This window comes from Imperialibacter sp. (assembly GCF_040222815.1).
In the GTDB taxonomy this organism is placed as follows: domain Bacteria; phylum Bacteroidota; class Bacteroidia; order Cytophagales; family Cyclobacteriaceae; genus Imperialibacter.
In genome coordinates this window covers 106795-122058 of sequence record NZ_JAVKCH010000019.1, presented here as the reverse complement: position 1 = coordinate 122058, position 15264 = coordinate 106795, and the positions used below count along the sequence as shown (strand labels likewise).

General features: G+C 46.8%; 13 protein-coding genes. 5 read left to right on the top strand and 8 right to left on the bottom strand.

The features are described from left to right. Window positions 1-76: 76 nt before the first annotated feature. The 8 genes from RIF36_RS08255 to ruvB form a co-directional block, all read right to left on the bottom strand. Entirely contained in the window at window positions 77-1534 is a 1458-nt protein-coding gene (locus tag RIF36_RS08255; protein ID WP_350124463.1) for a M28 family peptidase, read from the bottom strand. Window positions 1535-1614: 80 nt separating this feature from the next. Continuing rightward, window positions 1615-2994 carry a (R)-1-hydroxy-2-aminoethylphosphonate ammonia-lyase gene (gene pbfA, locus RIF36_RS08250; protein WP_350124466.1) on the bottom strand — a complete coding sequence of 460 codons (1380 nt, stop codon included), beginning with the start codon at window positions 2992-2994 and terminating at the stop codon, window positions 1615-1617. A 91-nt stretch (window positions 2995-3085) separates the two neighbouring features. Then, a complete protein-coding gene (locus tag RIF36_RS08245; RefSeq protein ID WP_350124469.1) occupies window positions 3086-3676 on the bottom strand; it encodes a NifU family protein in 591 nt (196 codons plus the stop codon). 113 nt (window positions 3677-3789) lie between these two features. Then, on the bottom strand, window positions 3790-5124 hold the full coding sequence (locus RIF36_RS08240) for a dicarboxylate/amino acid:cation symporter (RefSeq protein WP_350073268.1): 1335 nt from the start codon (window positions 5122-5124) through the stop codon (window positions 3790-3792). Continuing rightward, window positions 5121-6197 carry a chorismate synthase gene (gene aroC / locus RIF36_RS08235; protein ID WP_151997579.1) on the bottom strand — a complete coding sequence of 359 codons (1077 nt, stop codon included), beginning with the start codon at window positions 6195-6197 and terminating at the stop codon, window positions 5121-5123. The genes RIF36_RS08240 and aroC overlap by 4 nt, the downstream gene beginning before the upstream one ends. Then, entirely contained in the window at window positions 6198-7658 is a 1461-nt protein-coding gene (locus tag RIF36_RS08230; protein WP_350149333.1) for a BatD family protein, read from the bottom strand. Between the two features lie 390 nt (window positions 7659-8048). Continuing rightward, a complete protein-coding gene (queG, locus tag RIF36_RS08225; RefSeq protein WP_350124475.1) occupies window positions 8049-8981 on the bottom strand; it encodes a tRNA epoxyqueuosine(34) reductase QueG in 933 nt (310 codons plus the stop codon). Between the two features lie 14 nt (window positions 8982-8995). Continuing rightward, window positions 8996-10027 (bottom strand): Holliday junction branch migration DNA helicase RuvB, encoded by a 1032-nt coding sequence (gene ruvB, locus RIF36_RS08220; protein ID WP_350124478.1) that lies wholly within the window; start codon window positions 10025-10027, stop codon window positions 8996-8998. Between the two features lie 120 nt (window positions 10028-10147). Here ruvB and RIF36_RS08215 point away from each other — a divergent pair, with 120 nt between their 5' ends. From RIF36_RS08215 to RIF36_RS08195, 5 genes are all read left to right on the top strand, one after another. Then, window positions 10148-11209 carry an FAD:protein FMN transferase gene (locus tag RIF36_RS08215; protein ID WP_350124481.1) on the top strand — a complete coding sequence of 354 codons (1062 nt, stop codon included), beginning with the start codon at window positions 10148-10150 and terminating at the stop codon, window positions 11207-11209. A 143-nt stretch (window positions 11210-11352) separates the two neighbouring features. Continuing rightward, entirely contained in the window at window positions 11353-12093 is a 741-nt protein-coding gene (locus RIF36_RS08210) for a ZIP family metal transporter (RefSeq protein WP_350124484.1), read from the top strand. Window positions 12094-12178: 85 nt separating this feature from the next. Then, the gene (locus RIF36_RS08205) at window positions 12179-13039 is read left to right on the top strand and encodes a peptidase associated/transthyretin-like domain-containing protein (RefSeq protein ID WP_350124487.1); all 861 of its coding nucleotides are present in this window, start codon (window positions 12179-12181) and stop codon (window positions 13037-13039) included. Window positions 13040-13179: 140 nt separating this feature from the next. Continuing rightward, entirely contained in the window at window positions 13180-13437 is a 258-nt protein-coding gene (locus RIF36_RS08200) for a DUF4212 domain-containing protein (RefSeq protein WP_151997586.1), read from the top strand. 22 nt (window positions 13438-13459) lie between these two features. Next, on the top strand, window positions 13460-15151 hold the full coding sequence (locus tag RIF36_RS08195) for a sodium:solute symporter family protein (RefSeq protein WP_350124490.1): 1692 nt from the start codon (window positions 13460-13462) through the stop codon (window positions 15149-15151). Window positions 15152-15264: the final 113 nt, after the last annotated feature.

Genomic DNA, 15264 nt, shown 5'->3' with positions numbered 1-15264 from the left:
AAGATACACACCACTTACTCCCCAGAGAAATAAAAAAGGGGCAGTTGCCCCTTTCTATAATTATGTGGATTAACTATCAATCGTCAGCCGACCATCTCCAGTCGCCCTGTATCCTCAGCTTAAGCTTCAAGCCCTGATCTTCAAGCAACTTGCGGGTGCTTTCGTCATCCAGCTTAGCTGCTGGGAGCTCCTGAGCCCTGTCCAGTTCGTAAAGCATCATGCTGGAAAAACGAACATTGTTGACCAGGTGCTCTTCGTTAACAAGGTCGATGTCATCGCAGTCGGCATGATAGCAGTCGTACACCGAACGATCCAGGTTACTTACCGGTGCAAAGAAGGGGACGCCTTCCAGCATAAACGACTGATGGTCGCTATGAAGACCAGCCCTGTTCGCAAATTTATTAGTGAATGTGCTATCCACTGCCTTGATCCTGTCGCCTGCGTCTACAAAAAACTTTTCGGCCTCCAACCTGCCGCCAGCATTAAAGCCAACAGCATTAGATGAAGCGTCCAGATTGAAAACATATTTCAGATTCTCAATTTCGCCTGATTCTTTGAGGGCATTAACATAGTGTTTCGAACCCAGCAGTCCTTCTTCTTCCCCCATCCACATCACAAACTTGAGTGTTCTGCGTGGCTTGATGTCCAGCGCCTTAAAGGTTCGGGCTATGTCGATAACAGAGAAAGAACCGATGCCGTTGTCGATAGCACCCGTTGCCAAATCCCACGAGTCGAGATGGCCGCCGGTAAGAATAACTTCGCTAGCCTTGTCTGTTCCCGGGATAGTGGCTACCACATTTCTTGCTTTGATCACTTCGCTGAAGTTTGTCATTTCAAGCTTGGCTTTCACCGCTCCGGCAGTCAGCTTGTCTTTTAATGCAAGGCCATCCTCATAGCCAATGCACACCGCAGGAATTGGAATAAGGCTTCCTGTAACCGAGGCTGTTCCGGTCAATAAAACCCCACCTTCTACCTGATTGAAGAAAATAATTCCGGCAGCACCATTGTCGATAGCCAGTTTTGTTTTTTCAGATCTATGCAGGTTTTTGGAAGGATCAACTGTCTCAGGCAAAATACTGATGTATACAAATACAATCTTTCCCTCTACAGACCCTGGATTGGCCTCGTAGTCTTCCTCTATTCCGTTGCCCATGTCAATAATTTCGCCTTCAAGGTTTACACTAACAGGTGAGTGAGCCAGGCTGACAGAGCTTACCTCTTCCCAATCGGATCCACTGCTAAACTGCGTTTTTACTTCTCCACGGCTCCACGACTCAACCTCGAAGGGGTCATACTCAACGTCGATGCCATACGACTTGAAGAGGTTGTAGGTGTATTCCTCGGCCTTAGCGCCATTCTCAGACCCAGTAAGTCTGTGCCCTACTGTAGCCATGCAATCTGCCAGCGTGGGATACACTTTTGAGTTAGCCAGCGTCTCTTTGTTGATTTCCTCCAGCATGTTCACTGGCGGCTTTTGCTCACAGCCAGCTATGGCAAGTGTGGCAGCAAATAAAACGGTCAAATGTCTTTTCATCGATTGAAGTTTAGGTTAGTCCTGCGATTTACTAACAAAAAGGGACAACCTGAAAGGTATTTTTATTGGTGGCGAATTGTTTACTGCACTTTTCTCAAGGCGTTCTTTATCGTTTCCACAATAAAATTCACCTCGTCTTTATCAATGATGAGTGAAGGTCTTAGCGTAATAATGTTTCCTTCAATAATTTTAAAAGCGAGCCCTTCCTGCATGCATAGATACATGATCTGCTCAGCTTCATCGGTCGCCCTTTCCTTAGCAGTCCTATTCTTCACCAGATCAACGCCCAGGTGAAGACCTTCCCCGGCCACATTGCCTATAAGAGGAAATACTTCCTGTAGTTCAAGAAGCCCTTCTTTGAGCAGGTTGCCCATCGCTGCGGCATTATCGACCAATTGCTGGTCTTCGATATAGTTGATAGTAGCCAGCCCTGCGGCACAGCACAGCGGATTCTTTTCATGCGTAAAATGCCCAATCGACCGGTGCTGCAACAGATTATATTCTTCCTTTGTTACAATTCCTGCAAAAGGCATCAAACCGCCACCAAGCGTCTTACCTAGTACCAGCACATCTGGTGTTACAAAGTGCTCCGACGCAAACATTTTGCCTGTTCGGCCGAACCCCTCAATAATTTCATCAAAAATCAAAAGTGCATCATGTCGGCGACAAAGCACTTTCACCTCCTCCCAGTATCTTCTACTCGGCACCACAGGTGTAGCCGAAATTGGTTCTCCGACAACGGCTGCCAGGTCAGGATTTCTGTTGAGAATAATTTTCATCTGCCTGAGATACTCATCGTCTACCTGCGCCTGGTTTGTGAAGCCCCAGGGATTACGATAGTAATTGGGAAACTCTACATGAAAGGCTCCGGGAACCATTGGGCCATTGCCTGTATTAAAATGCTCCTCACCCCCCACACTGGCCGACTGGAAGCCCGTGCCATGATAAGAATCCCAAAAGGAAATGGTTTTCCATTTGCCGGTGACTTGTTTTGCCAGCATAATAGCCATTTCTATTGCCTGGGAGCCCCCGGGGCAAAACAGCACACGATCAAGGTCTTCCGGCGTTACTTCTATTAGTTTAGCCGCAAGGTCAACCGCAGGTTGACTGGTGTATCTTCGGGGCGTGAATGCCAGTTGTGCATCCAATTGTTGTTTTACTGCCTGGATGACTTCGGGATTAGAAAAACCGGCATTGTGTACACCGTTTCCATGGCAGTCCAGGTATTTTCTTCCTTCCAAATCATAGATGTAAGCACCTTCAGTTTTTGACAGGCCATTCATCACTGGAGTTGAGAGTGCCTGATGCAAAAAATATTTTTCATCGGCTGCCAAAAGACCCAGAGTGGGTGGGTGTGTCAGCGCTTGTTGATATGCCTTTCTGGTTTCGGTCAGGTTAGAATCGCCTTGTTCGTGAGATGCATTACTGTTTTTCATAAATGAAAATACAGGCGATTTCATTTATGAAGCTTTTCCTACGTGTTAACAAAAGATTAAAAAAAAGCCCCGAAGTGAATCCCTCCGAGGCTAAGTATCTTTGTAGCTATTGCGCTTACAGGCTGACTGCCTCTACAGACTGCACTTCTGGCACCATTCTTTTGAGCAAATTCTCAATACCTGCCTTTAAGGTCACCATGCTGGAAGGACAGCCACTGCAAGAACCCTGCAACGCCACTTTTACAATACCATCTTCAAAATCCTGGAACACAATGGCTCCGCCGTCCGACTCAACTGCGGGCTTAATGTACTCTTCCAATACGCTCTTGATGTTTTTTACCACATCTGGGTCGCTGTCGAGTATGTCGTTTTGTAGGGGATCGGCTTTTATCAAAACTGGCTTTTCAGCTTCCAGATATTCCCTGATATGGGTTTTCAGCTGATCCTGAATATCTATCCACTCCACATTTTCGTCCTTTGTGATCGTCACAAAGTTATTCATGTAGAATACCCTCTTTACAAAGGCGTAGTTGAAAAGCTCTTTTGCCAGGGGAGCATGTTCTGCGCTAGCCTCGTCGGGGAAGTCATAGTTTTCACCTTCCCCTACCAACATAAAGTTCGCGACAAATTTTAATGAATTGGGGTTGGGATTGTTCTCCAGGTACAGAGTAACAAGCCTTTGAGACTTCTTTATCGTAGATTCCATTGGTTTCAGAATTTTAGCTTACTTAGGAACAACCTGCTGCCAAATAAGTTCAGCAGCGCTGCTTTGTGTTTTAATGAACCAAAGATACAACCTGTCATCGACGATATACTCCCTCAGGAACCGGCGTCAGAATTAAGGAGACCTTTATCAAATTCGCTGGCGAGGTCGCCCTCTGAGGCAGCCACTATCACAGCTACCGAGGCATCACCGGTAACATTTACAATCGTGCGAACCATGTCGAGAGGTCTGTCAATAGCAATGATCAAAGCTAGCCCTTCAGGCTCCACACCTATTGCACCCAACACTATCACCAGCATAATTAGCCCTGCACTTGGAACAGCCGCCGCACCAATAGAAGACAGGGTGGCGGTGAGCACAATAATCAACTGGTCGGCGAGCGTAAGGTCGTGGCCAAAGGCCTGTGCTATAAACACTGCGGAAACCGCCTGGTGAATGCTGGTGCCGTCCATGTTGATGGTGGCGCCAAGTGGAAGTACAAAACTCGTTACCTCTTCCGACACGCCAAGGTTTTTTTCCACACAATCCATCGTTACAGGCAGGGTAGCGGCACTGGAGCTTGTTGTGAATGCCAACATCTGAGCCGGAAAAATGCCCTTGATGAATTGTACGTACTTTATTTTTGTGAAAATTCTAATAAAGAGCGGGTATATAAGAAAAATCATCGTACCCAGCCCTCCAAGAACTGTGAGGGCATAAACCCCCAGTGCTTTAAACAAATCAAGAGCACCTGAAGGGTCATCTCCGGCGATATCAACGAGCAGCCCTGCAATAAGCGCAAATACGCCGATTGGGGCATACTTCATTATAATATGCACAACGTTCAAGAGAGTGATGTTAATCCCCTCAAAAAAACCCTTCACCGGGACAAGCTTGTCTTTCGGCGACATCACCATGGCGATGCCCAGCATGAATGCAAAGAAAATCACTTGCAGCATAGCCCCATTGTCAGTTGCGGCCTTAAAAAAGTTGTCAGGCACAATATCTTCAAGCATTTGAAGAGGCCCCGACTCTTCCACGCCTTTGGCACTGGTCATTTTCAGGTTCGCATCTGAAGCGTATTTCATACGAAGCTCTTCCCTTTTGTCGCCAGGAAGAAACTTGCCAGGTTGAATCGTATTCACCAATAGCAACCCAATGGTAATGGCAACTACCGTTGTGAATAAATAAAAACCAATAGTTTTTCCGCCTATTCTCGAGAGCTTGGTGAGGTCGCTCAGATTAGAAATGCCATCAATTAGGGACACAAGCACCAAAGGAACCGCTATCAGCTTCAGCATTTTGATGAAGATGGTGCCGAATGGCTTCACCCAGTCTGTTGTAAATTCACCAAGGCCGCCGAAAATAGCGATCATCCCCCACACCACTCCAGCCAGCATTGCAATTACTATCCAGAGGTGTAAGGGAATTTTTTTCTTTTGGCTTGTCACAGTTTAACGGTTTTGTTGATCAAATAGTAGTCGGCTATAACAAGTGCTGACATTGCCTCTACAATTGGCACTGCTCTTGGCACTACGCAGGGGTCGTGGCGGCCTTTTCCAGTTACTGTAGTGGCATCACCATGCAAATCAACACTCTCCTGATCTGTCATAATAGTGGCTACAGGTTTAAAGGCTATCCTGAAATATATATCTTCTCCATTAGAAATACCACCCTGAATTCCACCTGAGTGATTTGTTTTCGTTTTAACGGTATCGCCATCCTTATAAAAAACGTCATTGTGTTCCGAGCCCCTCATAGTAATTCCTTCGAACCCGCTTCCAAACTCAAATCCCTTCACGGCATTGATGCTCAGCATGGCTTTGCCGAGTTCCGCATGAAGCTTTTCAAAAACAGGTTCGCCAAGCCCTGGAGGCACGCCTTTTATCACGCCGGTCACAATGCCCCCAATCGTGTCTCTGCTTTTTCTAACCTCATCGATCAGGTCAATCATCTTCTCTGCCATTGGCCCATCAGGGCAACGCACAATATTGTCATCGATTTTTCCGAGATCCAGCTCCTGATAAGATTTTTCTAGCTTTAAACCACCCACCTGCGACACATAAGCGTAGCACTCAATGCCGAGGGTCTTCAGAAACATTTTTGCTATTGACCCGGAAGCCACTCTGGCCGCAGTTTCTCTTGCAGAGCTTCGCCCACCACCCCGGTAGTCTCTTACGCCGTATTTAACCTGATAAGTATAGTCGGCGTGGGATGGCCGAAATTTTTCAGCGATGTGGGAATAGTCCTTGCTGCGCTGATCCTCATTATAAATCACCATGCCGATAGGAGTGCCGGTTGCCTTCCCTTCAAAAATTCCTGAAAGGAGTTCCACCTTGTCACCCTCCTGGCGCTGAGTAGTGATTTTTGACTGGCCAGGCTTTCTCCGGTCTAATTCTGCCTGAATAAAGTCTTCGTTGATTTCGAGCCCGGCCGGGCAGCCTTCCAGCACTGCGCCAATACCTTTTCCATGCGACTCACCAAAGGTGGATATCTTAAAGAGCTTCCCGAATGAGCTTCCCATCTATTTTCTTTTCACGTACAATGCAGCAGTAAGTGCTAACATAACTAATATAAAAACGTTGGCAAAAATACGTGATGAACCGGCACTTGAAAGTTTTACAAGGGTATTTTCTTCCAGCCCTATCCTGTCGTAAAAAGAGCCAAGGTCGCTGGATGAGATATATTCATTTCTGCGGCTCTCTCCTTTCACTACCAATTCCACTCTCGATTTAAGTGTGTCGTATTTGGCCTCTTCGGGGTTAAAAAACACCATTTGGAAGTAGTCCGACAGTTTGTATCCCCCAGGCTCATTGGGGATGCCAAAATAATTGAAAGTCTTTGTACCCCTCACCTTCCCATTGTTTCTGTTCACACTTTGCTTTACGTTGGGGTCGTAAAAGTCGAAAGCCTTGCTTTGCGCCACCTGAGGCTTGTTAATGGCAGAGATATTTCCTTCCCCAGCTACAATAAATGAGTAATTAAAACTGTCGCCAGTGTTCAACTCTGTACTGCTGATTTCTTCTTGCAGTCTATATTTACCCACCGGCACAGCTTGCTTCAAAGGATGCGGCGGAAGGTCTTTGACGGCCACCACCTTTTCCTTGGAACTAAAGGTCTTGTAGTCCTCCATTCTATTCTGTCCAAAAAATGTTGGGTTCTTTGCGACCTTGTATTTAATCAACTCCAAACCCACAGAGGGAAATGTGATGTCGTCGAGATTGAGCGGGTAGTAGGTAGCCTGATAAAGTTTATACTGCGAATACCGCTTTCCATTGATAGTTACGGGCTCCTTCTGCACATTTTCAATGTTGTAGTTTTCCTCCCAGGTGTTGGCTGGCTTCACTTTCTTCACGATGTCGGTCAGCTGCTTGCCCAGCTCATAAAACTGAAGCGGTGCCTTGTTCTCCTCCGCCACATAAAAGGCCAGGGTGGTTGTAAAGCCCTCCCCAACAAACACCTCATCCTTGTCGGTGGTAAGGGCCAAAAAAGCTTCGTCCTTAATATCAACAAACTCATTTGGTGTGCTTTTCCGACCGAAGAAGTCTTCAAATGGATCAGCCCCGAACGGATCTGCCTGCTGCCTTCTGGCGTTAACCGGGGGGCCCACTTTGATGATTTGCCCCTCAGATTTGAACTTTTCTCCGTTAACGGTGATGGTAAACGGCTGAAGGCGGAAACTGCCCTCCCTCTGTGGGGCATAATTTTGAGTAATACTCTGGGTAGAGCTCATTTTCCCGTTAATGAAATTAGTAGATGTGGAAGAAGACGTGCCTCTTTTTACAAATCCCGAAATTTCAGGAAATTCATCATAGCTTCTCAGTCGGTCATTTTGAACAGTAACCGTAATTGTAAAATATTGATTGAGAGCCATTTCTGAAGGCCCGAGGTCAACAGAAATTTCCTGAGAATAGGATTTTTCCAATATCAAGAGCGTCGCAGCAGCTATCAAAAAACTGGTCTTTGCAAACGATTTCAAACGCATAAAATTGTATTTTATGTTAAATCTATTTCCAGATTAAGATTTCATTAAAAGTAGGACAAATCTTTGCCAATTACCCAACATTTTTTTAAGTTCGACGTACTTAAAACCGACGTAAAGTCTAAACGATTGAAAACGACTGTATGTTATGTTAAGAACAAGAATGCCCATGTTAGAGTACTTTAAAACAATCTTAAGCAAAGTTAGCTTTGACAAATTTCTTTTCGAAAAGGAATTGAAAAAAGCTATTAAGGCGTTGGTACCGGATGAGCTACTCGTTTTCCGGGATTGGTGCTACGAGCAATTTGGAAAGATGTATCAGTTAATCCTAAACAAACAATTCAGTAAAGTCAAATTGTAACATTAACCACCGAAGGGACAAGAATTTGTCCCTTACTTTTTTCCCGCAAATTGTATATTTCTCTTTAGCCCTGCAAACTTAGTTCTCTTCACCGCCGACTTCTTGAATACCCTACCGAACGTCTCTTCGGTCATTTCCTCCCACTCGCTCTTTGAAAAACCCTCCCAACCTTGTGGACTAAAGGCAGCCTCACGATGGGGCTTCGAAAATCGGTTCCATGGACAAACGTCCTGGCAGATATCGCATCCAAAAGCCCAGTTTTCCATTTTCCCGCTAAACTCATCCGGTATGCTCTCCTTCAACTCAATGGTTAGGTAAGAAATACACCTGCTCCCATCAACAACATAGGGTTCAGGGATGGCCTTAGTAGGGCAGGCATCCTGGCAGGCGGTGCAGGTACCACAATAGTCCTTCATGGGGCCGTCAGCTTCGAGCTCCAGGTCAATGATGAGCTCTGCTAAAAAGAAAAAACTTCCCATTTCTCTGTTCAACAGCAGGCTGTTTTTGCCCACCCAGCCAAGTCCGCTTTTGGCAGCCCAGGCACGTTCGTGCACAGGAGCTGAGTCCACAAACACCCTGCCTTCCACTTCGCCAATCTGGGTTTGTATAGCTGAAAAGAATGTCTTGAGCTTTTCTTTCACCACCAGGTGATAGTCCTGGCCGTAAGCATATTTGGCAATTTTGAAATTGTTCTCGCTTTCGTGCTTCGCCTTCGGGTAATAATTGTAGACCAGCGAAACCACACTTCTGGCCCCGGGAACGAGTTTCGTCGGGTCCAGCCGCATATCAAAATGATTCTCCAGGTAACTCATTTTTCCCTGATAGCCTCTATTTAGCCATTCCTCGAGTTTTGGTGCCTCTTCGGCTAAAAATTCAGCCTTCGCTATGCCACAAAAGGAAAAACCCAGCTCGCTGGCTATGGCTTTAATTATCTGTGTGTTTTTTGAAATTATGTGACTGGACATATCAAAAGCCACTTTTATTCATCGAACAGGGTACCTGACCTTCCGGGAAGGGGTACTTTTAAATGTTTGTAAGCCATAGGCGTGGCCTCTCTCCCCCTCGCCGTTCTTTTGATATACCCTTCCTGAATCAGAAAAGGCTCGTACACTTCCTCGATGGTTTCGGCCTCTTCACCGCAAGCGGTAGCAATAGTACTGAGGCCAACGGGACCACCGCTGAATTTATGAATGATAGTGGAAAGTATCCTGTTGTCCATCTCGTCCAGCCCGTTCTGATCGACATCAAGCGCTTTCAATGCCATTTCAGCTATAGGCATAGTGATAGTGCCAGTTCCCTTTATCTGCGCAAAGTCCCTGGTTCGGCGCAGCAGGTTGTTGGAAATCCGGGGGGTACCACGGCTCCGCCTGGCAATTTCGTAGGCTGCGTCGTCCTCAAGAGGTGTATTCAAGATATCGGATGATCGCTTTACAATTTGCGTCAATAGTTTGGCGTCGTAGTATTCGAGCCTGGCATTGATGCCAAAGCGAGCCCGAAGCGGTGAGGTGAGCAGCCCTGACCTGGTTGTGGCACCAATCAACGTAAAGGGGCTGAGGGTAATTTGCACACTCCTGGCGTTAGGCCCTGAATCGAGCATGATGTCAATCCGATAATCCTCCATGGCAGAATAAAGGTATTCCTCCACGACTGGGTTGAGCCGGTGAATCTCATCAATAAAGAGCACATCGTAAGGCTCCAGATTTGTCAGCAGCCCAGCCAGGTCGCCGGGTTTATCAAGCACCGGGCCGGAGGTGATTTTTATATTCGACTGGAGCTCGTTGGCAATGATGTGTGAAAGGGTGGTCTTACCCAGGCCCGGGGGGCCATGAAGCAAAACATGATCCAGAGGCTCGTTGCGTTGCTTGGCGGCACTGACAAATATTTTGATATTTTCAACCACCTTCTCCTGCCCGGTAAAATCACCAAAGTTCAAAGGACGTAATGCCTTTTCTATCTCCTTTTCGGTGGAGCTCATTTGTTCATCGTCGCTACGGAGGTAGTCTTCTCTCATACTCAATTGAGGATTTGCGCTAAGTTAACGAATCGCCTTATTAAGTGGATAGTTCACCGGCCTTTGTTCAGTCAATCAAAATTTTTAACTGTAACTTGCGGGCCTAAAAACTGATTGTCAATGGATCCTTTTGTCAGGAAGCGAGTTGTGCCTCTACTATTTGTTATCGCCCTATTTATCGTTGTGTTTGTGAGGAGAAACAGCTCGCCAACACAGGTAATGATGCTTCAGGGAACAACCATGGGCCCGATCCCCTACCATGTGAAATATATTTCAACTAATGGGGTGTCGTACCAAAATCAGGTAGACTCATTGCTGCAGGCATTCAATCAATCTCTTTCTACTTATGTGCCGGATTCAGAAATATCGAGATTCAACAAGGCCGACTCGCTTGCTTTTGAATCATCACTGATGTTACCTGTGCTGGAAACAAGCAAATTGGTGTATGAAATGACGGGAGGGGCTTTTGACCCAACAGTTGGGCCACTGGTCAACGCCTGGGGTTTTGGTCCTAACAAACAACCTTCGGCCGACACGGCAAAAGTGGATTCTCTGCTCAACTTTGTTGGGTTTGATATGATACGATTTACTTCTGCCTATGCCGTAAAGGAGGTTTCGGGCATGTACCTCGACTTTAGCGCTGTTGCTAAAGGGTATGCAGTTGACCTTGTCGGAGATTTTCTGGCTTCTAAGTCAGTCAGCGACTACATGGTGGAAATAGGTGGTGAGGTGACCTGCCATGGCAAAAATGAAAACGGTGAGGCCTGGCTCATTGGCGTGGACAACCCGAAGCTGGACATTACCAATGAAAATATTGCTGCGACGGTGAGCCTCGACAACAGGGCGATGGCAACTTCTGGCAACTACCGAAACTTCTATGAAGTGAATGGGAAAAAATATGCCCATACTATTGACCCGGTGAGCGGCAGACCAGTTCAGCACTCACTGCTAAGCGCTTCGGTGTTTGCCAACAATTGTATGACTGCAGATGCCCTGGCAACCGCCTGTATGGTAATGGGAGTAGAAAAAGCAGTCACACTTTTTGAAGCGCACAAAGAGCTGGACGCTATACTCATCTATAGCGGAGCCGATGGCGACATCCATACAATTGTGACTTCCGGCATTAAGGCAAATGTGCACTACCTGCTGTTTCCTGAAGCAAGCAATTCTGTATCCCAGTAGCAGCTACACGTAACGGAAAATTTTAGGGCATTGAACCTTTTGCGTACTTTCGGTATTTAGTAACGATACCTGACAAAATTTTTGCTGGCAAATGTGTCTAACGGAAACCCATAAGTCCTTCATTTTTAGCTTACCTGCTCACAATGGTTATTAGTATTATCTCTCTGTTCGTTTTAACACTGGCCGGCGGGCTTGCCTCCCAGTACTTTTCAAAACCTGCAGGCGCCAGCTATAAGCTTGCATTGGTCTTCGCAGGTTCGTACCTCTTTTCCATCACCATCATACACATTCTGCCTGAGATTATGCAGTCGTCCACGGATGGAAAACATATCGGCATGCTGGTGTTGGCGGGCTTTCTCATGCAGCATTTTCTGGAGTTTTTCACCACTGGAGTCGAGCATGGCCATAGCCACGATCACTCGCCGGAAAACCAATCGGGATTAGCTCCCTATTCTATTACGGTCGCTCTTTGCGTACATGCCTTTTTGGAAGGAACTGTTCTGGCTCACCCGGGAGTAATACATGGAGAACACGAGCCCTGGACCTTGCTGGTTGGCATTCTTTTGCACAAGATTCCTGCTGCTTTTGCCCTTATGTCGGTTCTGGGCTACTTCATGGGTAAAAGCAAAAAGGCCATATTGTTACTAGTTCTGTTTGCCCTTGCATCTCCATTGGGTTTGATTGTCAGCAATATTCTCAAAGACCAGCTTATACTTTCCGAGTCTGGGTCGGTGGCTTTATTTGCGATTGTGAGCGGCAACTTCCTTCATATTTCCACCACCATCTTCTTTGAAAGCAGCCCCAAACACCATCATGGGTGGAAGAAAAATTTGACCATCATTATTGGTGGCATCGTTGCCATGATATCAGAAGCGCTGATGTAGTACAACCAATAGTTGAAAAGGCTGGTCTTGAATACACATCAATGCCCAAGAGTTTAATTATCTTTGAGGCTCATTTAAGAAAAGGTTGATTAAAAAGCATCTCATACTGATCATTTTCCTGCTGGGGGGCAACTCGTTTGCCTGGTCTCAGGGCATTTTCAACGATACTTTTGTTGTAGAAGGCACGCTGCTCGATAAAAATGACACAGTGCCGGTGCCGTTTGCCCATGCCTATTCGATGGATTACAAAAGGTTCAGGGTGTCTGACGAGAAAGGCAAATTCATCATCCAGCTTCAAAGAGGCGATACTCTCGTTATATCGTCCATTGGGTATGCCACACGCTTTTTCCTTTTTACTGACATTCCTGCCAGCCGAAAAATAGAGCATGTTATTTATATGTCGCAGGATCCTGTGGAGTTGCAAGGCATCACCATTTATGGCAAAATGCCCATGGAAGGATTCTATGACCATGAGCGCATTCCTTATGACAAGTTCAAAGAAAAAGAGCTGGAGCCTGGCTACTACAAACCCGGTCTAAGCATGAGTCCGGGCGGAGCGGGTGTGTCAGTGGGTTTCAGTGGTGCATTAACTTTATTAGCAGCTCAATTCAATAGCGAGTATCAGCAACTGAAAAAACTGGATAAAATAAGGAAGCAAGAATACCAGGTGGCCCGCTACGAGTATTTTGTAAAAAATCGCCTAAGTCCGAGGTATGTAACTACCAACACCTCTCTGCTAACCACCGAAGTTGACGACTTCATCAAGTTCTGGTCGCCCGACACAGCCTTCGTGGAATATGCCAATGAGTATGAACTAGTCACCGCCCTGCAGGAAAAGGAAAAGCAGTACATTGATCAAATCAAGCGCAACCGGGGTGCCGACGAAGACATAGTAAGCACCATTGAGTTGCGGAAGCTGCTGATGGACAAGGGGAATGAGGAGTAGCGCTCAACCCAGTCTCTTGCAACAAAAGCAGCCACTAATACCCATCTCCATTACATTATTTCACTTGTTTTAGTACCTTACTGTTTCGAGTGGCCAACAAGGCGCTCGACTCAAGCTTAACACACTAAACAAGTTCGCTGATGGAAGACAAATGGCACAAACAATACTGGCAGAGAAACCTTCGCTATCTATCCATACTTCTCATCATTTGGTTCCTTTCTTCGTTTGGCTTCGGGATTTTCTTTGTCGACACCCTTAACACCGTCAGACTAGGTGGCTTCAAACTCGGCTTTTGGTTTGCCCAACAGGGCTCCATCTACATATTTGTCGTACTCATCTTTTTATATGTTCGCTGGATGAACAAGCTGGACAAGAAGTATGACGTTGACGAAAAATAACCCGCTTAAACCTACTTAAACAATGGATGTACAAACCTGGACCTACATTATCGTAGGCTTCACTTTCGCTATTTACATCGGTATCGCCATTTGGTCGAGGGCCGGCAGCACCAAAGAATTCTACGTAGCCGGAGGGGGCGTTTCACCGCTGGCCAATGGCATGGCCACTGCCGCCGACTGGATGTCAGCTGCCTCTTTCATTTCTATGGCCGGACTGGTTTCGTTCATGGGCTACGATGGCACTGTTTACCTCATGGGCTGGACAGGCGGTTACGTGCTACTTGCCTTATTGCTCGCTCCCTACCTTAGGAAATTCGGGAAATTTACGGTGCCTGATTTTATCGGCGACAGGTACTACTCCAACCTTGCCAGAACTGTCGCTGTTATCTGCGCCCTTTTCGTTTCGTTTACCTACGTAGCAGGCCAAATGAGAGGTGTGGGCATCGTCTTCGCCCGTTTTCTGGAGGTCGACATCAACACAGGTGTTATCATCGGCATGTGCATAGTCTTGATATATGCTGTGTTGGGAGGCATGAAGGGCATTACCTATACCCAGGTGGCTCAATATTGCGTACTGATTTTTGCCTACATGGTGCCTGCCATTTTCATTTCCCTGATCATGACAGGAAACCCCATCCCGCAGCTGGGCTTCGGCAGCGAACTTTCTGACGGCACCTACTTGCTGGACAAACTAGACGGCCTCCATCAGGAATTAGGCTTTGCTGCCTACACAACCGGCAAAAAGACCATGATTGACCTGACATTTATAACGGCCGCTCTCATGGTCGGCACTGCTGGGCTTCCTCATGTGATCGTAAGGTTCTTCACCGTTCCAAGAGTAAAGGACGCCAGAATTTCTGCTGGCTATGCACTTATCTTTATAGCTATTCTTTATACGACGGCTCCTGCCATAGCAGCGTTTGCCAGAACAAACCTGATCACCACAGTTCAAAACAAAGAATATTCCAGTCTGCCGGAGTGGTTTGCCAATTGGGAAACTACGGGCCTAATCAAATTTGATGATAAGAACAATGACGGCATCGTTAACTATGTTGCAGATGCGGGCACGAACGAGCTGACCATTGACCCTGATATTATGGTGCTCGCCAACCCTGAAATCGCCAAGCTTCCCAACTGGGTGATCGCTCTGGTAGCAGCAGGTGGGCTGGCTGCTGCACTATCAACCGCAGCAGGTTTGTTACTCGTAATCTCCACATCCATCGCTCACGACCTCATCAAAAAACAAATTGCCCCCGATCTCTCCGACAAGAACCAGCTTTGGTTTGCCCGGGGCGCTGCAGTGTTGGCAGTGATAGTCGCTGGCTACTTCGGCATCAATCCGCCCGGCTTTGTCGCTGCAGTTGTGGCCCTCGCTTTCGGCTTGGCGGCCGCTTCCTTTTTCCCTGCCATCATCATGGGCATTTTCTACAAACGAATGAACAAGGAAGGGGCCATTGCAGGCATGGTCGCCGGACTCGGCATCACATTGTTCTACATGATGAGGTACAAACTGGGCTGGATAGGCGGGCCTACCACCTCAGCTGACTGGTGGTTTGGTATTTCGCCGGAAGGATTTGGCACGGCTGGTATGTTCGTCAACTTTGCTGTTTCGCTAATAGTCTCGAGGTTCACGCCAGCACCGCCAGAGGAAGTGCAAGAAATGGTAGAAAGTATACGTTACCCGAGAGGCGCCAGCGGCGCTACACATAGCTAATGTGTGCGCCAACAATTTCCCCATCCATTTGGAGCGTTGCGGTTGTGAACGTTTCTTCTTTTGGGTAACTTGAACCGACAGACGTTTATAACACATACCATACAGAAAGGGAA

Coding starts and splice junctions, on each gene's coding strand:
- queG (WP_350124475.1), bottom strand. CDS start 8,981: ATGTCCAGTCACATAATTTCAAAAAACACACAGATAATTAAAGCCATA.
- RIF36_RS08245 (WP_350124469.1), bottom strand. CDS start 3,676: ATGGAATCTACGATAAAGAAGTCTCAAAGGCTTGTTACTCTGTACCTG.
- RIF36_RS08195 (WP_350124490.1), top strand. CDS start 13,460: ATGGATGTACAAACCTGGACCTACATTATCGTAGGCTTCACTTTCGCT.
- RIF36_RS08210 (WP_350124484.1), top strand. CDS start 11,353: ATGGTTATTAGTATTATCTCTCTGTTCGTTTTAACACTGGCCGGCGGG.
- RIF36_RS08200 (WP_151997586.1), top strand. CDS start 13,180: ATGGAAGACAAATGGCACAAACAATACTGGCAGAGAAACCTTCGCTAT.
- RIF36_RS08255 (WP_350124463.1), bottom strand. CDS start 1,534: ATGAAAAGACATTTGACCGTTTTATTTGCTGCCACACTTGCCATAGCT.
- RIF36_RS08230 (WP_350149333.1), bottom strand. CDS start 7,658: ATGCGTTTGAAATCGTTTGCAAAGACCAGTTTTTTGATAGCTGCTGCG.
- ruvB (WP_350124478.1), bottom strand. CDS start 10,027: ATGAGAGAAGACTACCTCCGTAGCGACGATGAACAAATGAGCTCCACC.
- aroC (WP_151997579.1), bottom strand. CDS start 6,197: ATGGGAAGCTCATTCGGGAAGCTCTTTAAGATATCCACCTTTGGTGAG.
- RIF36_RS08215 (WP_350124481.1), top strand. CDS start 10,148: ATGGATCCTTTTGTCAGGAAGCGAGTTGTGCCTCTACTATTTGTTATC.
- pbfA (WP_350124466.1), bottom strand. CDS start 2,994: ATGAAATCGCCTGTATTTTCATTTATGAAAAACAGTAATGCATCTCAC.